Source organism: Paraburkholderia aromaticivorans (assembly GCF_002278075.1).
GTDB classification, from domain to species: domain Bacteria; phylum Pseudomonadota; class Gammaproteobacteria; order Burkholderiales; family Burkholderiaceae; genus Paraburkholderia; species Paraburkholderia aromaticivorans.
The window spans coordinates 3,245,492-3,268,130 of record NZ_CP022989.1; the positions used below are offsets into that span (position 1 = coordinate 3,245,492).

Consider the following 22,639-nt stretch of genomic DNA (forward strand, 5'->3'; position numbering starts at 1 on the left):
GGCCGCATCACGGGTGGTTGTGCGTGTCGGTGCGCGTGTTGGTGGCGTGTTGGTGCCAATGGGTGCAAGTGAGTGCGATCACTCGCGAAACGCCGACGGCTGCCCGCGCCGCAAACGCGCTTCGAGTGCGTCGAGCGCCCGATTCACTGCATAGCCGATCGCGCCGACCACGACCACCGACGCCATCACCAGGTCGAGCTGAAACAGTTGCCGGCCGTAGACGATCAGATAGCCGAGCCCCTCGGAGGACGCCACCAGTTCGACGACCACCAGCGCGAGCCACGCTTTGGTGAACGCGAGCCGCACCCCGGTGGCGAGCGTCGGCACGGCCGCCGGCAGCACCAGGTAGACAATTCGCTGCCAGCCGCGGTATTCGAGCACGCGCGCGACTTCATCGAGTGCGGCGGGCGTCTGCCGGAACCCTTGCAGCGTGCTCAACGTGACCGGCACGAGCGCCGCATGCGCGATCAGAATGTATTTCAGCGGTTCGCCCACGCCCACGAGCAACAGCAGGAACGGCAGCCAGCCGAGCACCGGAATCTGCACGAGCGCATTGAAACTCGGCAGCACGTAGGCCTCGAGCGTGCGCGACAGACCCAGCGCCGCGCCGAGCGCAAAGCCGAGCAGCGTGCCCGCGCCGAAACCCAGCAGCACGCGTTGCAGGCTGATCAGCGTATTGCGCGCGAGGTCGCCGCTCTTCGCGAGTTCGACGAGGGTGTCGAACACACGCTCGGGCGGCGGCAGAATTTGCGGGGCGATCCAGCCGCGCTCGCAGCCGACGGTCCACAACGCGAGCAGCAGGGCGGGCAGCAGCCACGGCGCGAGTCGCCATAGAAGCGCGCGCAACCGCGGATCGCGCGACAGCGGCACATGCGGTGCGGCAGCGGGCGCGAGCCGTTTGCGTTCGACCTGGATTGCGGTTTCGCTCATCGTGATCGCTCCGGTGAGTTTGGCTGGGCGTCAGCCGAGCGGCTTGCCTGCGGCGTCGTAACGCGTCCAGTAATGGTCGAGCTTTTGCGAGCGCAGCGCGTTGTCGAGATATTTGGTTTCGAACCAGCTATCCACTTCGACCGGCTGCCGAATCAGCTTGAGCTTCAGCGCATCGTCCGCCACGGCTTTGTAGCGCGCCACGATGAACGGGTCGATCAGCGGCGAATTGCGGTCCTTCAGGTTCTGATTCGCGAACTCGGCCTGCCAGGACGAATAGGGCACGCCGCTTTTCGCCCACAGCTTGAAGAGCGCATCGCGGTTGGCTTCGTCGGAGGACCATTGCGCGCCTTTCACGAACACGTTGACGACGCGCTGCACGACATCCGGATGCGCGTGATCGAAGTCGTCGAGAACGAGCAGGTGGGACTGACGCGTGAATTGCGGCCCGTCGTTCTGCGATTCGTAGACGACTTTCGCGAGACCCTGATCGCGCAGCTTGTACACGTGATAATCGTTGACCGACGCGTCGATGCCCCTGGACGCCAGCGCCGCGAGCGAGCTGGCGGTGTCCAGGTTGATCACGCGCAGATCGCGTTCGCTCAGCTGATTGGCGGCGAGCGCGTTGTCGGCGACGAGTTGCAGATTGGTGCCGCGAAAGATCGACACGCGCCGGCCTTTCAGATCCTTGAGCGAGTGCACATCCGAATCCGCCGGCACCGCGACCTTGATGCCGGTGCGCACGCCCGAGGCGAGCAGAAGGTGGGTTTTCAGCCCATTGGCGCGCGCGAGCACCGCGGGCAGATCGCCCTGGAAGGCGAAGTCGAGCGATTTATCGGCGATCGCTTCGTTGACCGCCGGGCCCGCGCCCTTGAAAAACAACCATTCGACCTTGATGCCGTCGGCGGCGAATTCCTTTTCGAGCGACTGCTGCAACTGCACGGTCGCCGCCGGCGAACCGCCGAACGAGGGCGGGTCGCCGGTGCCTTGTTGCGCGACGCCGATGCGGATCAGCGCGGGCTTGTCGGCGTAAGCGTGAGCGGCGGCAAGCGAGAGCGCAGCCACGGCAACGAAAGATTTCAGCAAACGGAAATAGCGCATGCGCGAATACCAGTCGAGGAAAAGAAACGGGTGCGAACGGGTGCAAACGGTGCAAGCGGGTGCGAACGGGTGCGAACGGGTGCAAGCGCTCAGGCCGGCGCCGAGTCGGAACTACACGTTAGATTCGCGTGCGCTCGAATCCAACCAATCATTGCAGATAAGAAAATCTGCAGAAGTGCGAAACGTGCGCGCTGCGCATCGCTTCATGGCGGTGCATTGAAGCAAGCGCGGAATTCCCGATTTGCATAGTTGAATTCGTCGTTTTGCCGGCATCGATCGCATGGCTACCATGCAACGCTTCAGCCACTCATGCGAAGTCCGGATCATGTCCACTGTTGCTTTTCCGCCGACCACCGTCGACCCGCAAGCGAGCGCCGCTAGCGCCGCGCGGCCCACTGTCATCCGTCATGCGCAAGATGTCTCGCGTATCGTCAACGCCGGCGCCGCCAAGGGCAGCAATGCGCGCATCGTGATCGCGATCGCGCTCGGCGGCGTCTTTCTGGATGCTTACGACCTGACCTCGCTCGCGTACGGGATCAAGGACATCGCGCGCCAGTTCTCGCTGTCGCCGGTGCAGGTGGGGTTCGTATCGTCGGCCATCACGTTCGGGGCGATTCTCGGCGCACTGTTCGGCGGCTATCTGACCGACCGTATCGGCCGTTACCGTGTGTTCATGGCCGACATGCTGTTCTTCGTGGTCGCGGCGATTGCCGCGGGCCTTGCGCCCAATGCGTGGGTGCTCGGCGGCGCGCGGTTTCTGATGGGGTTCGGCGTCGGGCTCGATTTGCCGGTGGCGATGGCCTTTCTCGCGGAGTTCTCGCGCGTGGCGGGCAAGGGCAACAAGGCGGCCAGCGTCGCCGCGTGGTGCCCCGCCTGGTATGCGGCCACGAGCACCTGCTATCTGCTGATTCTCGGGCTCTACGCGATTCTGCCCGAGCATCAGCTTGGCTGGTTATGGCGTCTCACGCTGGCGTTCGGCGCGGTGCCCGCCATCGTGATCATTCTCGTGCGCAGCCGCTATATCAGCGAATCGCCGGTATGGGCCGCGAATCAGGGCAATCTCGAAGAAGCCGCGCGCATTCTCAAGCGCTCATACGGCGTGGACGCGGTGGTCGAACCCGGCGCCGCACCGGCGAACACGCCGCGCGCCGCGTCATGGCGCAACTATGGCGTGCTCTTTAACGCCACGTATCGACGCCGCACGATTCTCGCCGCCGTGATCGGCAGCGCTTCCTCGTTCGGCTACAACGCGATCATCTTCGGCTTGCCGGTGATCATCACCAGCTTCTTTCACCAGGGCCCGCTCACCACGATCATCGCGGCGCTGGGCTTGAACCTGGCGTTTGCATTCGTGGGCGGCCTGATCGGCGTGCGCACGGCGCCGACGGTCGGCGCCTGGAAAATGACGGTGCTCGGCCACACGCTCCAGTTCGCGTCGCTGATCGGGCTCGCGCTGATTGGCAAACCGGGCAGCGGCGCGCTCGTCGTGGCGGCGATCCTGCTGCTCGGCGGCTATCTGTTCGGCCAGGGTTTCGGACCCGGCTCGCATTCGATGACGTATGCGTCGCTCAGCTATCCCACGTCGTTGCGCGGCATTGGCGTGGGCTTCAATCAGACGCTGGTGCGCAGCGCCTCGACCGTGTCGCTGTTTCTGTTCCCCGTGCTGGCGGCCGCATTGGGCACCAAGGTGTTCTGGTTGATCGCGATCGCGCCGTTGACTTCGCTGCTCGTGTTGCTGGTGATCCGGTGGGAGCCGTCGGGCTATGACATCGACGGCGAGGACTACGCGCAGCCCGCCATGACAGCGAAAGCGGCGCGCGCCTGACGGGCGCCGGAGGCTGCCGCGAACCGCCTCGCAAAACAAATAAGCAAAGCGAAATTAGTTGGTTTGGGCAAGCCATCGGTGCCACGATACTGAATTCACCGATGGCAGTTCCCTGCGATCCCGGCGGCTTTGCCCGCCGCTCACTATCCTGGCCGAATCGACACCATGACGGAAATCAATCATCCCGATCAGCTCGCGCTCGACACGTTGCGGCTGATCGGCCCCGCGCCCGAAAACTGGGTGCCGCCGCGTGACGGCATCGACCATAACGTGGCGATCATCGGTGGCGGACAGAGCGGGGCGGCGTTCGCTTTCGCGCTGCGGCGTGCCGGCATCGGCCAGGTCAGCGTGATCGACGCGGCGCCTGACGAGGGGCAGGCCGGCGTGTGGCTGAATCGCGCGCGCATGAATAAATTGCGCACGCCGAAAACCTTGGTGGGTCCCGAAGGCGGCCTGCCGGGGCTGAGTTTTCAGGCGTGGTACGAAGCGCGCTTCGGTGCCGCTTCGTATGCGGAGATCGACCGGATCGCGCGCACGCGTTGGGCGGAATATCTGGCGTGGTACCGTCATTTTCTGGAGATCCCGATTCGCTACGGCACGCGTCTTACGCGCATCGAACCGGTGGGCGAGCATTTCCGTCTGCATCTGGAGGTGCGCGAAGGCGCTGCCGTGCGCAGCGTCGTGGAGACGGCACGCAAAATCGTGCTCGGCAACGGGGTGGCGGGCAACGGCGGGCCGCATCTTCCCGCTGTGCTGAAAGATCTTCCGCCGGCACTCTTTGCCCACACCTCGCAAGCGATCGATTTCGCCGCGCTGCGCGGCAAATCCGTGGCGGTGATCGGTGGCGCCGCGTCCGCCTTCGACGCCGCCGCAACGGCGCTCGAAGCCGGGGCCGGACAGGTGCATCTGTTCGTGCGGCGCGAGCGTATCGCCTCGGTGCCGGTGACGCGCACGCGCGCCTATCCGGGGGCGTACGACAACTATTTCCAGTTGCCCGACCCGATTCGCTGGTCGCAGGCGCGGCGCTTTCGCGAAGCCGGTTCGACGCCGCCTGTCGACGCCGTGGAGCGTGTCACGCGCTTTCCGAACTTTCACCTGCATCTCGGCGCGCCGTGGACCCACGCCGGCGTGCGAGACGGGCGCGTCGAGACGAGTGTGGCAGGCGAGCGGTTCGCCTTCGACTTCGTGATCGCCGGCACGGGCTATGTCGTCAATCCTGCGCTGCGCCCGGAACTCGCGGAGTTCGCGGCGCATATCCGCCTCTGGCGCGATCAGTACGTGCCCGCTGCGGGTGACGGTGACGAAGCGCTGGGCGCGCATCCTTATCTTGGCGCCGCGCTCGAATATCTCGAGAAGGTGGAGGGCGGCGCGCCCTATCTGAAGCATATCCACGTCTACAACCCCGCCGCGTTTGTCAGTTTCGGGCTGCCGGTCGGCGACGTGCCGAGCATGAAACGCGACATTCCCGCCGTGGTGCAGCGAATCAGCCGCGATCTGTTTCTCGCCGATCTGGACGCGCATGAAGCACGCATACATGGCGACATCGCCGCGGATTTCGACGCTTCGCTCTATGCACGCAGCGTCTGGCAGCGCGAGCGCGCGGGTGTCGACGCCGACCTCGACCTCGCGTGAAGCCGACTTCACGCTAACCCTCAACAAGGCAGGAGGCTGAAACGGCTATGTCAACCCAGTTCGAATCGATCGCGACGCGAGGTCCGGCTCTCGACACGGAGTCCGGCGATACCGGCGGCCGGGCGACAGGGCGCGCGCTGCCACGCGGCGTGCTGATCGCCTGGCTGGCCGCGCTCGCGTGGCTAGGCAGCGCGGCGCTGACCCAGTGGTGGCCGAGTCTCGACGACTGGCCGTACGCGAAAACATTCATCGCGCTCAAACTGGTGCTCGCGGCTTTCGCGGTCGCGACGGCGCTCGCGGCATGGCGCGACCCATCGCACCGCAAGGCGGCGGCTTCCACGCGCGCCGGTGCATGGCTCGCCGCGATGCCCTGGCTGCTCGCGCTGGCGCTCGGCGTGAGCGCCTGGGAAGCCGTCACGGCGCAGCTCGAATGGTTGCCGCGGCCGTTCTTCGCGCCCCCGCAGGCGCTGATCGGTGTCTATGCCGAAGACTATCCGCGGCTCGGCACGAGCGTCGTCCATTCGTTCGGGCTGCTTGCCTACGGTTACCTGCTCGGCGCGGTCGCGGGTTTCACGATCGGCGTGAGCATCGGCTGGTCGCAGGCGGTGAGTTACTGGGTGCATCCCGTTCTGCGCCTGATCGGCCCGCTGCCCGCCACCGCATGGCTGCCGCTCGCGTTCTTCTTCTTTCCGTCGAGCTTTAGCGCGAGCGTATTCCTGATCGCGCTGGCGACCACGTTCCCGGTCGCGGTGCTGACGTGGTCGGGCGTGGCGGGCGTCAACGCCGCGTACTACGACATTGCGCGCACGCTCGGCGCGAGGCCGTCGTTCCTGATCCTGCGCGTCGCGATTCCGGCCGCGTTGCCGTCGGTGTTCGTCGGGCTGTTCATGGGGCTCGGCGCATCGTTCTCGGTGCTGATCGTCGCGGAGATGATGGGCGTGAAAGCGGGGCTCGGCTGGTATCTGCAATGGGCGCAGGGCTGGGCGGCGTATTCGAATATGTACGCCGCGCTGCTGGTGATGGCGCTGATGTGCTCGGGTCTGATCACGCTGCTGTTCCGCGTGCGTGACCGCCTGCTGGCCTGGCAAAAAGGATTGCTCAAATGGTAGCCGTACCCGAGATATTGAATCGGCCGGCCGCCACCGCGCCGGTCCGCGACGGCGCGCGCATCGACGTGCGCCACGTCAGCCATCGATTCGCGCTGCGTGGCGCCGCGTTGCCCGTATTGCAGGACGTGAGTTTCGCCGTCGAGCCGGGCGAGTTCGTCGCGCTGCTCGGTCCGAGCGGCTGCGGCAAGTCCACCTTGCTGCGGCTGGTCGCCGGCCTCGATACGCCGACCCAGGGCAGTGTGCAGGCCGACGGCGTCGCGATCACCGGTCCCGATCCGTCGCGCGTGGTGGTGTTCCAGGATCCGACCTTGTACCCGTGGCGCACGGTGCGCGGCAACGTCGGCGTCGGCCCGCAGGCGCAGCGCCGGGGCGTGGCGCGCCGCGGCGGCGACGAGGACGCGCGCGTGCGGCAACGCATCGACGCGGCGCTGGAACTGGTTGGCCTGACTGAATTCGCCGAAGCCTTTCCGCATCAGCTGTCGGGCGGCATGGCGCAGCGTGTGGCGCTGGCGCGCGCGCTCGTCAACGACCCGGCGCTGCTGGTGCTGGACGAACCGTTCGGCAAGCTCGATTCCCTGACGCGCATCCGCATGCAGAACGAACTGGCGCGACTCTGGCAGGATGCGCGGTTCTCCGTGCTGCTGGTGACGCACGACGTGGAAGAGGCGCTGTTGCTGGCGAATCGCGTGATCGTGTTGAGCGAGCGGCCGGCGCGGGTGATCGCCGAAGTGCGCAACGACGCGCCGTATCCCCGCCATCGCGACGACCCGAAGCTGGTGGCGCTGCGCCGCGAGGTGCTCGGCCAGCTTGGTCTGGATACCTGAACGAATATAACGATCGACAAACGACCTGAGGAAGACTCACCATGAATCCCTACGAAGAAGCCCCGCCGAACCCGGCTCGCCGCGCGTGGCTGTGCAAGACGGCGTGGAGCGCGGGCGCCGCGGCGCTGGGCGGGGCGGTGCTGATGCCGGGCCCGCCGGCCTTCGCGCAAACGCCGCAGGCTCCGCTCAAGCCGCTCAAGCTTTCCTGGAATGCGGGTGCGATCTGTACCGCGCCCGTGGCCGTGGCGGTGAAACAGGGTTTTTTCGAGCGTCACGGCTTGCAGGTCGAACTGGTGAATTTTTCCGGTTCGACCGACCAGCTGCTGGAAGCGATCGCGACCGGCAAATCGGACGCGGGCGTCGGCATGGCGCTGCGCTGGATCAAGCCGCTGGAGCAGGGCTTCGACGTGAAACTGACCGCCGGCATTCACGGCGGCTGCATGCGTTTGCTGGCCTCGCGGGCGTCGGGCATCGTCGATGTGGCGGGGCTGAAGGGCCGCACGATCGGTGTGAGCGACATGGCGAGCCCGACCAAGAACTTCTTCGCCATCGTGTTGAAGAAGATCGGCGTGGATCCGGAGCGCGACGTGAACTGGCGCCAGTATCCGGCGAACCTGCTGGGCGAGGCGTTGAAAAAGGGCGAAGTGCAGGCGATCGCCGATGGCGACCCGACCATCTGGTCGATCCGCGAGTCCGACCACCTCTACGAAGTGTCGAACAATCTGTGCGGCGAATACCAGACGCGTTCGTGCTGCGTGCTCGGTGTGCGCGGTTCGCTGGTGCGCAAGGATCGCCCCACCGCGCAGGCGTTGACCCAGGCGCTGCTCGAAGCCACCGAGTGGACGGCGAATCATCCGGACGATGCCGCCGCGATTTTCTCGGTCTACACGCCGTCCGCGAACGTGGGTCAACTGAGCGCGATGCTCAGGAGCCACACCGATCGCCATCATCCGGTGGGCGACGCGTTCAGGAAGGAAATCTCGCTCTACGCGGACGACCTGAAGACGGTCGGCGTGCTCAACAGCGGCACCGACTCGAATCGCCTCGCCGAGCGGGTGTTCTCGAATGTGCTGGCTTAGCGGCGGGGCATGATGTCGTTACGTATCCCAGAGCCGGACACGCCGCCGTCGCGAGGGCGCCGTCGGTTGCTCGGCCGTCTGGCGGCCGGCGGTCTCGCCGTTTCCCACGCCGCGACGGCAAGCGAACTGCTCAAGCCGCTCGAGGTCGCGCCTTCGAGCCGCGCGCCCGGTGCGCCGATCCTCGAGCATCCTTATGGCGTGCCGTCGCCGCACGAGGCGACCGTGGTGCGTCGCAGTGCGCGCGCGTGGCCGCTGCCCGGCGCGGCTTCGTCGATGACGCCGCTTGCCGATCTGCACGGCACGCTCACGCCCAACGGTCTGGTCTACGAGCGCCATCACGCCGGCGTACCCGACATCGATCCCGATCAGCACAGGCTGGCCGTTCACGGCCTCGTGCGCACGCCGAAACTATTCACGATGGACGACCTGCTGCGCCTGCCGTCCGAATCGCGGGTTCATTTTCTCGAATGCTCCGGCAATACCGGCAACGAATGGAACGGTCCGAGCGGCATGCCGCTGCAACTCACACACGGCCTGCTGTCGTGCTGCGAATGGACCGGTGTGCGCTTATCCACGCTGCTGGAAGAGGTGGGCGGGTTGTCGGCCCCCGGTAAAGCAACCGGCGGCGGCTGGTTGCTCGCCGAAGGCGCCGATGCCGCCGCGATGACGCGCAGCTTGCCGCTCGATCGTATTCTCGAGCGCGCGCTGGTGGTGTATACGCAAAACGGCGAACGCCTGCGCCCGGAGAACGGCTATCCGCTGCGGTTGATCGTTCCCGGCTTCGAGGGCAATACTAACGTCAAGTGGCTGCGCCGCCTGAAGGTGGTCGACGCGCCGTTGCAAACCCGCGAGGAAACTTCGAAATATACGAGCCTGCTCGCGAACGGCACCGCGCGTCAGTTCGCCTTCGAAATGGACGCGAAGTCGGTGATCACGCGGCCGTCGCCTGGCCATCGCCTCACCACGCATGGCTATTACCCGATCACCGGGCTTGCCTGGTCCGGACGCGGTACGATCCGCAAGGTCGAGGTATCGACCGATGCCGGGGCGACATGGCGTGCCGCGCGTCTTGTCGGCGCCATCCACGATCGCGCGCTGACGCGTTTCGAGGCGGACTGGCGCTGGGACGGAGGCGCTGCGGCCATTCTCTCGCGCGCTACCGACTCGACCGGCTATGTGCAACCGACGCGCGCCGAACTCGTTGCCGCGCGCGGCCTGAATTCCCAATACCACTACAACGCGATCCAGCAATGGCGCGTGGACGAGCGCGGCGAGGTGCGCAATGCGTGAGCGCCAACGGATGCCTACGCCGGCGCGCATGGTGCTGGCCGCGCTGCTGCCGGTCGCGGTGCTTGCGGTGCTTGCGTCCTGTGCATCGACCACGGCGGTGGTGCGAAACGACGGCGCGGCGCACGACATCGGTACGCCGCTCACGGATCAGGACCTCGCCGCATGGAACATCGATATCGCGCCGGATGGACGCGGCTTGCCCGCGGGCAGCGGCGATGTGGCGACCGGCGCACACGTGTTCGCCACGAAGTGCGCGGCGTGTCACGGCGCGCAGGGCCAGGGTGGCCTCGGCGACGCGCTGGTGGGCGGGCAGGGCACGCTGGCGAGCGCGAAGCCGAAGCGCACGGTGGGCAGCTACTGGCCGTATGCGACGACCCTCTTCGACTATATCCGCCGCGCGATGCCCTACAACGCGCCCGAGTCGCTTTCCGCTGACGAGGTCTATGCGGTGAGCGCGTTCCTGCTCAACCAGAACGGCATCGTTGCGGCGAATACGCGGCTCGACGCGGCGTCTCTGCCGCGCGTGGTGATGCCCAATCACGGCGGATTCGTGACCGATCCCCGCCCGGGCCGGTTGTGATCGGTTCGCGCCGATACCTGGCGGGATCGGGCGCCACCGCTTGATCGTTTGATGGCCCGGGCGATCACGGCCGGCCCCCTCGCGTCGCTCCGCGACGCATACCACGACCCGGGCCGATGATGCCCGCCGTCGTTGTAGCAGCTATTCAGTTCCCCATGCGATGCAGGCTCCCCGACACTGGTCTTGTGCCGTCCACAAGCGCGGTCCGTTCGGAAAGCGAAATAGTGGACTTTCATCGTCGCGGCACGCTAACCGTGTCCTTTCGTGGGAGAGCCGTATGGAAATAAGCCGTACTCACGCACCAGCCTATGTGGCGGAAATGCGCGACCCGCCGAACCGGAATTCGCCACGCGCGGATACGGTGAGGCGGTCGCAGAAGAGACCGTCTGCGCGCGTCGCCAGTCAGCCGCGACTCGCCGGCACCGACCCCGCGCCCGCCTCGACCCTCTCCCGCATTCGGCGCGGCGGCGTACTCGGCACGTGCGGTGCGCAGTCCGAGTTCCGCGAGTGCCGCGGCGGCGACGCATTGAAGGAAACGGCCGAGTCGTATCAGCGGTTCGATCAGTACGATCGCCGGCGCACGCGCGGGGCGAGCGGCCGGGGAACCTGCGACGGCCTCGTTCGCGAGGCGATGCGCCGCATCGACCGGAGCGACCCGCTCGACCCGGCCGACGGCGGGAACACGCCGGACCTGCGATCCGCTGTCAACCGCATCTCGATCGACGCGGATTCCCGCTCCGCCGCCAGCCGGGACATGTTCGATCGGATCGATCTGTTTCAGGAGAACGGGTCGGCACTCGCCCTCAGGCGGTATGCGCAGGGTCGCGTCGATACGTTCGATGAAACTCAGGATCGCGCCCAGCGCATCGCCACCTTGATGAGCCGTATCCACGACGGGATGCAACCGGGCGACATCGCGCACTTGCGGTTCGACCGGCTCTCCACCCGTGACGGGTCCCGCCACGGCGGCCATGCCATGCTGCTCGAGCGGGAAGCCGACGGCAGGTATACCCTGTTCGATCCGAACAACGGCGCATTCGTGTATCGGAACGAGGAAGCCATGACGCACGCCCTGACGGGGTATCTGAACTCCGCGTACAACGAAAGAGGGTTCGGTCTCGTGCCCCACAGCATCGAGATCCATCGGGCGCCGCAGCCGCGCGGGCGCGTAGCGGCTCCCCCGCAGCCGCTGGTGCCGCCCGCCCCCTCGCCGGAACCTTATCGGTCTCGCCTGTATGCGGCCACCGCGCGCGAGCGGAACACATCGGCGCAGGACCTTCGTTCCACGACCACGAGCGGCCCGGGCGCGATAGCCGATGCCGGCACCGGTATGGCCGTCGACGCGCTCGTCAATGTTGCCAGTGGCCATGTCGCAAACCTGGCAGGTGCTTCAGCCGATCTGGGCGAACGGCTACGCAACCCGCCGACGCGTCAAGCCGCAATCGATGAGATCCACGGCCTGCAGGCTGCGAACCGGTATTCGGTGGTGTCGACGGTGCCGAACCATATCAGGCACGAAGGCCAAAGCAATATTCGAAACGCCGCCCAGTTGGCCGACGATCTCGATCAGCACTTCGGGCATCCCTATGTCCGCGACAACAGCTTGCGGGGCTATGACGACGACTTCGTCGAAATCCGTTTCACGTCCCGCGCCAATCCGGCTGACGACGGGACGACCCGCGCGCGAGGCAGCGTCGCCTGCGGAGATCCGGCGGTGATCGTGCAACGGATCAATCCGTCCGCGAACTATCTGAATGACGCGTACCAGATCTACGATCCGACGGCCGGCGTATTCAGCTACCGGAATTTTGCCGATATGTCGTCCGCGATCAGCAGTCGGTATGGTTCCGAGTACCCGGAAGAGGGCGACACCGACCATGCGAGCACCACGTGGTTTGCCAATCTGAAGCGAAGCCGGCCGGTGCACGGCGCGAGCCAGGCGGAATTCGTCGTCGCGGCAGAATCGCCGATCAACAACGTCACGTTGGCCGATATCGCGGAGGCGCACCACGTGGCCGTGCCGCCCCTCACTCTGCCGCCTGAGCCTGACATGGGGCGGCTCGGCATGCCTCGCGAAGAGGTCAGGAAACGGTCTGCCGACACGCCACAAGCCTCGCCTCACACCGTGCTGTTCCGCCCGTCTACCGTGACGCCCGAAGCGTTGAAGGCACAGGGCGGTTTCAGCATGGAGAGCACGCCGCTGAAAGACGTGAGTCTTGCCATGCACAATTTCGACGTCGGTGCGGATCCGTCAGCCGTCGATTCAGCAGGCTATCTCGGCACGTTCGAGCGTGGCAGCGTGGCGCGGGAGCGCCTCGCGTCCGGGTCGAACGACGGGTACATCTACCGGGTGGCGCCGACACCGAACATGGTGGATGTCGACGGAAGTCTCGGCGCGGGCGCCCGTGACCCGCAGACCCACGAACAGGCAGCGATGGGACGTATCGACTACACGCAGATCGTGGGATGGCAGCGCATGCAGGACGGCAGATTGCAGCCGTTCGTCGCCAATCCGGATTACCGCTGGGATATCTATAACCAGACGCGAACGGCCGGTGCCCAGCCGCAACTGGCGCGCTATCCGGTCGACAGTCCCGTGTGGAACGACAAGCGTCACAGCCCGTTCATGTCACGCGTCTCGTACGACGGCAAACCCGCGGTGCCGAGGCCCGATCAGGATCCGAATCGCACGCAGGCCGAGTTCTACGATCATGCGCGCTCACAGGTGGAGTATCTCGCCGGCCGGCAAGCGCGGCGCCTCGACTATCGCGGCCCGCTGACCCTGTGGGGATACGGCGATGCCAGATGGCAGACCAAGCTGTACGCCGGCGACAAGGGCGACGTTTACTTCGATTATTCGCGCCGAGCCGACGTGCCGGGCAACACTACCCAATTCGTCATGGGCGACGATGGCCGTTTTCACCTCGCCGGCGACAACAACCGGGTGCTTCGCGTGGATAACAGCGGCTACCTTTACACCGGTGCGGCGCCGTCCGCGCGAACCAATCGCAACGGCGTTTTCGAATACGATGGAAAGCACCTCATTCATGCCGAGGATCGCAAGTTTCTCAGTGTCGGCAAGTATTCTTTCTATCCCTATGTCACGAGAGAAAACCTGGGTAGCCGATCCGAATGGGGCATGACCGGTTTTGACGGCAAGCCGGTCACGCCGCCGCCAATCAACATGCACACCTTCTGGAGCAGCACCGCGGGCAACCGGTTCCAGCTCTACGAGTTCGCGAAGAATCCGGATTCAGCCTTGCCGCCGGGTACGACGCGATTCGTCACGCAAGTGCCCGGCATCGAGCGGTGGGACAACCTTCTCGACTACGTCCGCAAGTGGACAGCGAAAGGGGTCGGCAAGACGGCGAAATGGCTGGCGGACGAGAACGCCGCCTTGCTGTTCAAGGATGGCTATTGCGTCGTTGCCGACGGGCCGAGTCAGCTCGAAGCGCGCAGGCTCGACGGCAAGCTCGTGTGGCGCGTGACCATCGACCCGGCAACGCACAAGGCCCGCGCTCAACGCCTGCGCGCGCTCAAGTCCAACTACAGGATTCCTGGGCTCACCTGGAGCAGGATCAGCGCGGATGAGGCGAGGAATCGGCAGCTGCAACGTATGCTCAAGAGCCACTACGACCTGCGCGGCTAGCGCGGGAGCTGCCTGAGGCGTCAGAGACGGCCGTGACCGGCGCATCCGCGCACGGGAGGCGCAGGGCAGCGCACGGGACGCTTGGGGCCGCAACGCGTTAGAACATCGGCTTTATCACTCCAGCAGATATCCGTATCGGATTTGCTTCGTTGCCGGCGCGCGCATGCGCCGGTAAATTCGGCTGACTGCGCCCGTGCCGGCGTGTTCCGATCCGATTCGACGACGAGTGTCCTGTGACGACTGCCTTTGCATCTACCGACGCCGGCGCTGCTGGCCTTGCCCACCGTGCCCAGCACATCGAGATTCGCGCGTTCGACGGCCCCGTCGGCGCGGAAGTGCTCGGCCTCGATCTCGGCCGGCCGCTGAGCCAGGACGATTTCGACCGTATTCACCGCGCGCACCTGGACCATCACGTGCTGGTGTTCCGCGATCAGCGCATCACCCCGGATCAGCAGATCGCTTTCAGCCGCCGCTTCGGTCCGCTGCAGATCCACGTGCTGCACCAGTTCCAGTTGCAGGGCCATCCCGAGGTGCTGGTCGTCTCGAACATTGTCGAGAACGGCCAGCCGATCGGTCTGGGCGACGCCGGGCATTACTGGCATTCGGATCTCTCGTACAAGGAGAAGCCGAGCCTCGGTTCACTGCTGCATGCGCAGGAACTGCCTTCGGAAGGCGGCGACACGCTGTTCGCCAACATGCATCTGGCGTGGGACACGCTGCCCGCGCATTTGCGCGCCTCGGTGGAAGGACGCTCGGCGGAACACACGTATCTCGCCAAATACGCCGAGCTGCAAAAGCGCAGCCCGTGGCGTCCGAACCTTTCCGCCGAGCAGATCGCCCAGGTCAAGCCGGTGGTGCACCCGATCGTACGCACGCATCCGGAGACCGGACGCAAGGCGCTCTTTGTCAGCGAGCATTTCACGACCCGCGTGATCGGCATGCCGGAAGAAGAAAGCCAGTCATTGCTGGAGGAAATTTTCGCGCATAGCGTGCGCCCCGAGCATCTGTACCGGCATCAGTGGGCCGAACACGACATGGTGTTCTGGGACAACCGCTCGCTGATGCATCTCGCGGCCGGCACGCCCGATCATCTGCGCCGCAAACTGTATCGCACGACTATTGAAGGCAACGTGCCGTTCTGACGGCAACGTGGCCCGTTTTCACCACTCTCATACGCTGACCGGAGTTCCGATGTTCGCCAGGTTTCACCCGACCGCCGCGCGGTCGTCTTGTGCTCGCCGCCTGTCCGCGGCGCTGCTGACCCTGTCGGTGGCGGCCGCCGGCCTCGGCGCGAGCGTGCCCGCGCATGCCGAAGGGCAAATCCGTGTGGCCGAGCAGTTCGGCATCGTCTATCTGCTGCTGAACGTGGCGCGTGACCAGCAATTCGTCGAGAAAGAAGGGCGTAAGCAGGGCATCGATATCAAGGTCGACTGGGTGAAGCTCTCCGGCGGCGCCGCCGTCAACGATGCGCTGCTCTCCGGCGCGGTGGATATCGCCGGTGCGGGCGTCGGCCCCTTGCTGACGATCTGGGACCGCACGCACGGCAAGCAGAACGTGAAGGGCGTAGCGTCGCTCGGCAATCTGCCGTATTACCTCATCAGCAATAATCCCGACGTCAAGACGATCGCCGACTTCACCGGCAAGGACCGCATCGCGGTGCCGGCCGTCAACGTGTCGGTGCAGTCGCGCGTGCTGCAATACGCGGCGGCGAAACGCTGGGGCGACAAGGATTACAACCGGCTCGACAAATTCACGCAGGCGCTGCCGCATCCCGATGCGGCAGCGGCGATCATCGCGGGCGGTACGGAAATCACCGGGCACTTCGGCAATCCGCCGTTTCAGGAGCAGGAGCTGGCCGGCAATCCGAAAGCGCACATCGTGCTGAATTCGTACGACGTGCTCGGCGGACCGAGTTCGGCGACCGTGCTGTATGCGACGGAGAAATTCCGCGCCAGCAATCCCAAGACCTACCGCGCCTTCGTCGACGCACTGGCGGACGCGGCGCGTTTCATCGCGGCCAATCCCGATGCCGCCGCCGATATCTACATCCGCACCAATCAGTCGAAGATCGACCGCACGCTGTTGCTGAAAGTCATTAAGGATCCGCAGGTGCAGTTCAAGGTCGCGCCGCAAAATACGTTCGGCCTGGCGCAATTCATGCATCGCGTGGGCGTGATCAAGAACGACCCGCAGTCCTGGAAGGATTACTTCTTCGACGATCCGGCAACCGCGGCGGGAAGCTGACCGTGAACACGTCCCCGAGCTTCGCCGGTTTTCCGTCGGCCCGAGTGGCCGGCTTACAGGGAGCGATCTGATGGTGGCCAATCCTGCCTTGCTGTTTCCGCGCCACGGTGATGAGGCCGCTGCGGCGACCAGCGAGAAGCTGCTCGCGGTCGAGCACGTCAACCTCGAATACCGCACACGCGAGCGGATCGTTCGCGCGACCCATGACGTGAGCTTCGACGTCTATGGCGGCGACCGCTTCGTGCTGCTGGGCCCATCGGGCTGCGGCAAGTCGACCCTGCTCAAGGCAGTGGCCGGCTTTATCCAACCGACCTCCGGCAGTATCTCGCTCGACGGCCAGGTGGTGCGCGGCCCCGGCGCCGATCGCATCGTCGTGTTTCAGGAATTCGATCAATTGCCGCCGTGGAAGACCGTGCTGCAGAACGTCGCCTTTCCGCTGCGCGTCGCGAAGAAGCTCTCGCGTGCGCAAGCCAACGAGCGCGCGCTGCATTATCTGGAGAAGGTAGGGCTGGCGTCTTTCGCCAACGCCTATCCGCATACCTTGTCGGGCGGCATGAAACAGCGCGTCGCCATCGCCCGCGCGCTGGCCATGCAGCCGCGCGTGCTGCTGATGGATGAACCCTTCGCCGCGCTCGATGCGCTCACGCGCCGCAAGATGCAGGAAGAGCTATTGCGTCTGTGGGAGGAGGTGAACTTCACGCTGCTGTTCGTCACGCATTCCATCGAAGAGGCGCTCGTGGTCGGCAACCGGATTTTGCTGCTGTCGCCGCATCCGGGGCGTGTGCGCGCGGAGCTCAACAGCCATCAGTATTCTCAGGACAGTTTCGGGCGCGGCGATTTTCAGCGCAGCGTCGCGCGTATTCATCACCTGCTGTTTGAAGAGCCGGAGGCCGTGCAATGAGTTCGCCCGCCACTTTGCTGCCGCCGGTTCGCGAGGAATACGAGCGCCCGCTCGAACCGCTCGGCGAACTCGTTCTCGAAGCGCCGCTGCCGCTCGGCAAGCGCATCTTCGCGCAAGGCTGGATACGCAAGACGCTGATTGCGCTGGTGTTGATCGCCATCTGGGAGTTCGCCGCGCGCGCGCTCGACAACGACCTGCTGCTGCCCACGTTCGGCGCGACGTTCAGCGCATTCGTGCAAGGCGTGTGGTCCGGCGAACTGCTGCAAAAAACGGCCGTGTCGATGTCGGTGCTGCTGCGCGGCTATCTGCTCGGCGCCGCGCTCGCCTTCGTGCTGACCTCGCTCGCGGTCTCGACGCGTCTGGGCCGCGATGTCCTGTCGATGCTGACCGCGATGTTCAACCCGCTGCCTTCCATCGCGCTGCTGCCGCTCGCGTTGCTGTGGTTCGGCCTCGGCACCGGCAGCCTGCTGTTCGTGCTGGTGCATTCCGTCCTCTGGCCGCTGGCGCTGAACACCTACTCCGGTTTTCAATCGGTGCCGGCGACGTTGCGCATGACCGGCCGCAACTACGGGCTCACCGGCATGCGCCATGTGCTGCTGATTCTGGTGCCGGCGGCGTTGCCGGCGATTCTGGCGGGCTTGCGGGTAGGCTGGGCTTTTGCCTGGCGTACGCTGATCGCGGCTGAACTCGTGTTCGGCGCGAGTTCCGGCAGCGGCGGCCTCGGCTGGTACATCTTCCAGAATCGCAACGAGCTGTATACGGATCGCGTTTTCGCGGGCCTTGCCGCGGTGATCGTGATCGGCTTGCTGATCGAGCACCTGGTGTTCGATACGCTCGAACGCGTGACGGTTCGGCGCTGGGGCGTGCAGCACTGACGGGCCGCATCCTCGGTCACACTCCGGCCACCTGAAGGCCGCGCGAGGATTCTGTAGAACTATTCGGTGTTGGCGACTACGATATGAACGAAGGGCGCCTGAGCGCGGTGACGGCGCAGTGCACAAAGATTGTCGAAACTTCCGGTTGCTCTCGCTGCCGGCGTGGACTACAAATCTAAAGCCGTGCCACGGCCTGCGAACCAGACAGACAAGGAGACTTCCGCCATGGGTATGCGCCCGGATCCCACGTTCCATGCATCACCGAAACTCGCCATGGATGCGCCGGCGGAAGAGTACGCGTACACCGTACTGCTCAGCCCCGATTTTTCGCAACCTGACGCGCTTGCCGTCATCGATGTGAAACCCGGTTCGCCAACCTACAGCCAGGTGGTGCATACGGTGCCGGTGCCGTACAAAGGGGACGAATTCCATCATTTCGGGTGGAATGCATGCTCGTCGGCATTGTCGCCGCTGACCGGCCACGCGTTCCTCGAGCGGCGCTACCTGATCATTCCGGGCATGCGTTCTTCGCGCATCTACATTGTGGACACGCATCCGCACCCGACCCAGGCGCGCATTCACAAGATCATCGAGCCCGAGGAAATCTTCCGCAAGACGGGCTACTCGCGCCCGCATACCGTGCATTGCGGCCCTGAGGGGATTTACATCAGCACCCTCGGCGGTGCCGGCAAGGATGGCACCGACGGGCCGCCGGGCATTTTCATCATGGACTGCGAAACGTTCGAGGTGCTCGGCCGCTGGGAGCTCGACCGCGGATTGCAGAAGAAACACTACGATTTCTGGTGGAACCTGCCGCGCGATTACATGGTGTCGAGCGAATGGGCGTTGCCGCCGCAATTCGAGAACGGCATCGTCCCCGAGGATCTGCTGTCGAACAAGTACGGCCACCGCATTCATTTCTGGGATCTGAGCGGCAGGCGCAACGTGCAGACCATCGACCTCGGCGCGAACCACCAGATGGCGCTCGAAGTGCGGCCCGCGCACGATCCCAGCCGGGAATACGGCTTTATCGGCGTGGTGGTCGATACGACGAATCTGGAAGGATCGATCTGGACATGGTGGCGCGAAGGCGGGCAGTTCCACATCGAGAAGACGGCCACCATTCCGCCCGAGCCCGCAGCCACGGAATTGCTGCCGCCCTTGCTCCAGGGTTTCGGCGCGGTGCCGCCGCTCGTCACCGATATCGATCTCTCCATCGACGACAGATTCCTCTATGTCGCCTGCTGGGGAACCGGAGAGCTGCGCCAGTACGACGTGACGGAACCCCGCAAGCCCAAGCTCACGGGATCGGTTCACATCGGCGGCATCGCGCGGCGCACGCCCCATTCGAACGGCAAGACCTTCGCGGGTGGTCCGCAGATGGTGGAGATCAGCCGCGACGGCAAGCGTGTCTACTGGACCAACTCGCTCTACTCGACGTGGGACAACCAGTTTTACCCGGACGGCGTGCCCGCGGCACAGGTCATGGCGCGGGCGGAACCCGGCGGCGGTCTGACATTGACAGATGACTACTGGGTGGACTTTCCCGACGGATACCGCGCGCATCAGATCCGGCTCGAAGGCGGAGACTGCTCGACCGATTCGTTCTGTTACCCGTCGGTGGGCGTTTGATCGGGGCAGGCTGGTCGCAGACCGGCCTGTGGCTGGCCATTCTCGCGAGCGGCCTCTATCACGGGGTCAATCCGGCAATGGGATGGCCGCTCGCGGTGTCGGCCGGATTGATGGAAAGACGCGCGCAGGCGCTGTGTCGCGCGCTCCTTTATCTCGCGGCGGGGCACATGCTGGCGGTGTTGCTGGTGATGCTGCCGTTCGCCATGCTGACCATCCTGCTCGCCTGGCAGCACCCGATCCAGATCGGCGCCAGTGTGCTCGTGATGGGCTTTGGCGTAGTTCTGCTGATCTGGCGACGCCATCCGCGCGTCCTCGTGCGGATTCCTCCCTCGCGGCTGACACTCTGGTCCTTCGCCATTGCCATGGCGCACGGCGCCGGGTTGATGCTCGTGCCGATCTACCTCGGGCTTTGCCGCGCCTACGACGATCAAGGGCACCATGCCGCGCAGGCGCTGATCGAAGCGAATCTGGGTATGGCGTTGCTGGTCTCGGCGGTCCATGCGTGCGCGATGATGCTGGCAGGCGGATTGCTGGCGTGGCTGGTCTACCGCTACCTCGGGCTCAAGTTCGTCTCGCGAAGCTGGTTCAATCTGGACACGGTGTGGGCGCTGAGTCTGGTGCTGGTCGGCGCGCTCTCGCTCGCCATCAACACTACCCTGGTCCTGAGCCCTCAGGCATGATGCTTGCGCGACAACTCGTTCAACCCCATGAACGAGGAGTGCAAGATGCAAACGACGAAACAGGACAAGACAGCGACCGATCCGGCTACGCAAGATGCGGTCGAATTTCTGGAGGCCGAACATCGCGCGGTAGAAAAGCTGTTCGCGGCGTTCAAGAAAACCGCGGACGACGATCTGGACGCGAAAGCGACGCTGGCGCAGCGCGCCTGCGAAGAGTTATCCATTCATACGATGCTCGAAGAGGAACTGCTGTATCCCGCCGCGCAGGCCGCCCTGCCTGACAGCGACGCGATCGACGTGGAAGAAGCGTACATCGAACATTTTCTCGTCAAGACGCTGATCGCGAAGTTCGAAACGCTGAAGGCCGGCGACAGGGGATTCGACGCGACCTTCAAGGTGATGAGCGAGATGGTGGGCCATCACGTCGAGGAAGAGGAGCAGGAACTCTTTCCGGAACTGCGCAAGTCGAATTGCAACCTCCGCTCGCTGGGCGAAAAAATGGCAATCCGCAAAGCCGAATTGCAGAGCAAGCTGGACGCGGTGGGCAGCAAGGCGGTGGGGGACAAGACCGCCGCGCTTTAAGTGTGGCGAGGCGAGGGCGCATCACGCACTGCCGGTACATATCCCGGCGGCACATGCCGCTTGCGCAGCGGCTGTGCGGCCTGGGCGGGGCGTGACGCGCTTTCGCCGGAGATTTCAGGGCTCCCGCCTACTACGAGCCGTTTTCGTTAGTTCACTGGCGAATATGGATCTGCCGATTTGTTCGTGGCGCAATGCGGCGAACACAACGAGAATCGAACCGGTTGCACGCCTTCGCCTGTCACCGGTGGTCGAATGCCGCGGTGTCCTTCGGCGAATACACGCGATGCCGCGCGCTTGCAGCTTCAGGCTACAGCTTCGGGTTACACAGCCCGCAGGCGCGGCGCGTCCCCATCCACACTCGATTCGCGGGCTTTCATGAGCAGACGTAGCGGGCATTTGCGCCTCGGCGCTTTCCTTTACCCCTCTGGACATCACATCGCGGCGTGGCGGCACCCCGATGCACGCGCGGACGCGGGCGTTGATTTCCGTCACTACGTCCAGCTCGCGCGGGCCGCGGAAGCCGCAAAATTCGATCTGGTCTTTCTTGCCGACGGCGTGGGCACACGGGGCGATAACGTCGACTTTCTGAGCCGCACCGCGCACAGCTACGTCGCGCAGTTCGAGCCGATCACCTTGCTCTCGGCGCTGGCGGCCGTGACGGAGCGCATCGGCCTGGTCGGCACGGCCTCCACGAGTTTCAACGAGCCGTATCACATTGCGCGCAAATTCGCGTCGCTCGATCACATCAGCGGGGGGCGCGCGGGCTGGAATCTGGTCACGTCGTCCAGCGAGCATGAAGCGAAGAACTTCAATCGCGACAAACATTTCGACCATGCCGAGCGCTATGCGCGTGCCGCCGAGTTCGCCGAAGTAACGGCGGGGCTCTGGGATAGCTGGGAGGACGACGCCTTCGTTCGCAACAAGGCGGAAGGCCGCTTCTTCGACCCCGCCAAACGGCATGTGCTGGATCACAAGGGACGCTTCTTCCAGGTCAAGGGGCCGCTCAATGTCGCCCGCGCGCCCCAGGGGCATCCGGTGCAGGCTGGGTCGTCCGAAGCCGGCCGGGATCTGGCCGCACAGACCGCCGAGGTGATTTTCACGGCGCAGCAGACGCTGCAGGACGCGATCGATTTCTATGCCGATGTGAAAGGCCGCATGCAGACCTACGGCCGTGACCCAGACGATCTGAAGATCATGCCCGGCGTGTTTCCGATTGTCGGCCGCACCGAAGACGAAGCGCAAGAGAAGTTCGAACAATTGCAGTCGCTCGTCGACCCCAAGGTCGGGCTCGCACTCGTCTCGGGGCTGACCGGCGGCTTCGATCTGTCCGGGTATCCGCTCGACGGTCCGATCCCGGATCTGCCCGAAACAAATGCCAGCAAAAGCCGGCAAACGCTGATGATCGAAATCGCGCGCCGCGAGAATCTGACCATCCGTCAGCTCTATTTGCGCGTGGCGGGCGCGCGCGGTCATTGGCAGCTCGTCGGCACCCCGGCGCAGATCGCCGATCAACTCGAAGAGCGTTTTGTGAATTACGGCGCGGACGGCTTCAACGTGATGCCGCCGTTGCTGCCCACCGGTCTGAACGATTTCGTCGAACTGGTGTTGCCCGAACTGCGGCGACGCGGCTTGTTCCGCGAAGACTACGAGGGCCGGACACTGCGCGAGAATCTCGGGTTGCGGCGGCCGGCGCACCGCGTCAGATAGCG

Annotated in this window: 18 protein-coding genes; 16 read left to right on the forward strand and 2 right to left on the reverse strand. The window is 65.0% G+C overall.

The features are described 5' to 3' along the window. Positions 1-78: 78 nt before the first annotated feature. Complete coding sequence (locus tag CJU94_RS14770) at positions 79-930, reverse strand: ABC transporter permease (protein ID WP_095419316.1); 852 nt, start codon at positions 928-930, stop codon at positions 79-81. A 30-nt stretch (positions 931-960) separates the two neighbouring features. After that, positions 961-2,028, reverse strand: coding sequence for an ABC transporter substrate-binding protein (locus tag CJU94_RS14775; protein ID WP_095419317.1), 1,068 nt, complete (start codon positions 2,026-2,028; stop codon positions 961-963). 325 nt (positions 2,029-2,353) lie between these two features. Between CJU94_RS14775 and CJU94_RS14780 the strand changes: the two genes are divergently transcribed. From CJU94_RS14780 to CJU94_RS14855, 16 genes are all read left to right on the forward strand, one after another. Beyond that, a complete protein-coding gene (locus tag CJU94_RS14780; RefSeq protein ID WP_095420373.1) occupies positions 2,354-3,853 on the forward strand; it encodes an MFS transporter in 1,500 nt (499 codons plus the stop codon). Positions 3,854-4,018: 165 nt separating this feature from the next. Beyond that, positions 4,019-5,485 carry a SidA/IucD/PvdA family monooxygenase gene (locus CJU94_RS14785; protein WP_095419318.1) on the forward strand — a complete coding sequence of 489 codons (1,467 nt, stop codon included), beginning with the start codon at positions 4,019-4,021 and terminating at the stop codon, positions 5,483-5,485. 47 nt (positions 5,486-5,532) lie between these two features. Then, positions 5,533-6,594, forward strand: a complete 1,062-nt coding sequence (locus CJU94_RS14790) for an ABC transporter permease (protein ID WP_095419319.1) — start codon at positions 5,533-5,535, stop codon at positions 6,592-6,594. Beyond that, positions 6,588-7,418 carry an ABC transporter ATP-binding protein gene (locus tag CJU94_RS14795; RefSeq protein ID WP_095419320.1) on the forward strand — a complete coding sequence of 277 codons (831 nt, stop codon included), beginning with the start codon at positions 6,588-6,590 and terminating at the stop codon, positions 7,416-7,418. The genes CJU94_RS14790 and CJU94_RS14795 overlap by 7 nt, the downstream gene beginning before the upstream one ends. Positions 7,419-7,459: 41 nt before the next feature. Next, positions 7,460-8,497 carry an ABC transporter substrate-binding protein gene (locus CJU94_RS14800; RefSeq protein WP_095419321.1) on the forward strand — a complete coding sequence of 346 codons (1,038 nt, stop codon included), beginning with the start codon at positions 7,460-7,462 and terminating at the stop codon, positions 8,495-8,497. 12 nt (positions 8,498-8,509) lie between these two features. Next, entirely contained in the window at positions 8,510-9,787 is a 1,278-nt protein-coding gene (soxC, locus tag CJU94_RS14805) for a sulfite dehydrogenase (RefSeq protein WP_095420374.1), read from the forward strand. Further along, positions 9,780-10,367, forward strand: coding sequence for a c-type cytochrome (locus CJU94_RS14810; RefSeq protein WP_095419322.1), 588 nt, complete (start codon positions 9,780-9,782; stop codon positions 10,365-10,367). The genes soxC and CJU94_RS14810 overlap by 8 nt, the downstream gene beginning before the upstream one ends. Positions 10,368-10,644: 277 nt before the next feature. Next, positions 10,645-14,016 (forward strand): enterotoxin A family protein, encoded by a 3,372-nt coding sequence (locus CJU94_RS14815; protein WP_095419323.1) that lies wholly within the window; start codon positions 10,645-10,647, stop codon positions 14,014-14,016. A 233-nt stretch (positions 14,017-14,249) separates the two neighbouring features. After that, on the forward strand, positions 14,250-15,158 hold the full coding sequence (locus tag CJU94_RS14820) for a TauD/TfdA dioxygenase family protein (RefSeq protein ID WP_095419324.1): 909 nt from the start codon (positions 14,250-14,252) through the stop codon (positions 15,156-15,158). A 49-nt stretch (positions 15,159-15,207) separates the two neighbouring features. Further along, positions 15,208-16,260 (forward strand): ABC transporter substrate-binding protein, encoded by a 1,053-nt coding sequence (locus CJU94_RS14825; RefSeq protein ID WP_095419325.1) that lies wholly within the window; start codon positions 15,208-15,210, stop codon positions 16,258-16,260. A 70-nt stretch (positions 16,261-16,330) separates the two neighbouring features. Next, a complete protein-coding gene (locus CJU94_RS14830) occupies positions 16,331-17,161 on the forward strand; it encodes an ABC transporter ATP-binding protein (protein ID WP_095419326.1) in 831 nt (276 codons plus the stop codon). Continuing rightward, positions 17,158-18,036, forward strand: a complete 879-nt coding sequence (locus CJU94_RS14835; RefSeq protein ID WP_095419327.1) for an ABC transporter permease — start codon at positions 17,158-17,160, stop codon at positions 18,034-18,036. Before CJU94_RS14830 ends, CJU94_RS14835 begins: the two co-directional genes overlap by 4 nt. 225 nt (positions 18,037-18,261) lie before the next feature. Then, on the forward strand, positions 18,262-19,668 hold the full coding sequence (locus CJU94_RS14840) for a selenium-binding protein SBP56-related protein (protein WP_095419328.1): 1,407 nt from the start codon (positions 18,262-18,264) through the stop codon (positions 19,666-19,668). Then, positions 19,665-20,348: a hypothetical protein gene (locus CJU94_RS14845; protein WP_095419329.1), complete on the forward strand. Its 684-nt coding sequence runs from the start codon at positions 19,665-19,667 to the stop codon at positions 20,346-20,348. The genes CJU94_RS14840 and CJU94_RS14845 overlap by 4 nt, the downstream gene beginning before the upstream one ends. A 45-nt stretch (positions 20,349-20,393) precedes the next feature. Then, on the forward strand, positions 20,394-20,930 hold the full coding sequence (locus CJU94_RS14850; RefSeq protein ID WP_095420375.1) for a hemerythrin domain-containing protein: 537 nt from the start codon (positions 20,394-20,396) through the stop codon (positions 20,928-20,930). A 375-nt stretch (positions 20,931-21,305) separates the two neighbouring features. Continuing rightward, positions 21,306-22,637 carry an LLM class flavin-dependent oxidoreductase gene (locus tag CJU94_RS14855; RefSeq protein ID WP_095419330.1) on the forward strand — a complete coding sequence of 444 codons (1,332 nt, stop codon included), beginning with the start codon at positions 21,306-21,308 and terminating at the stop codon, positions 22,635-22,637. Positions 22,638-22,639 lie beyond the last annotated feature (2 nt).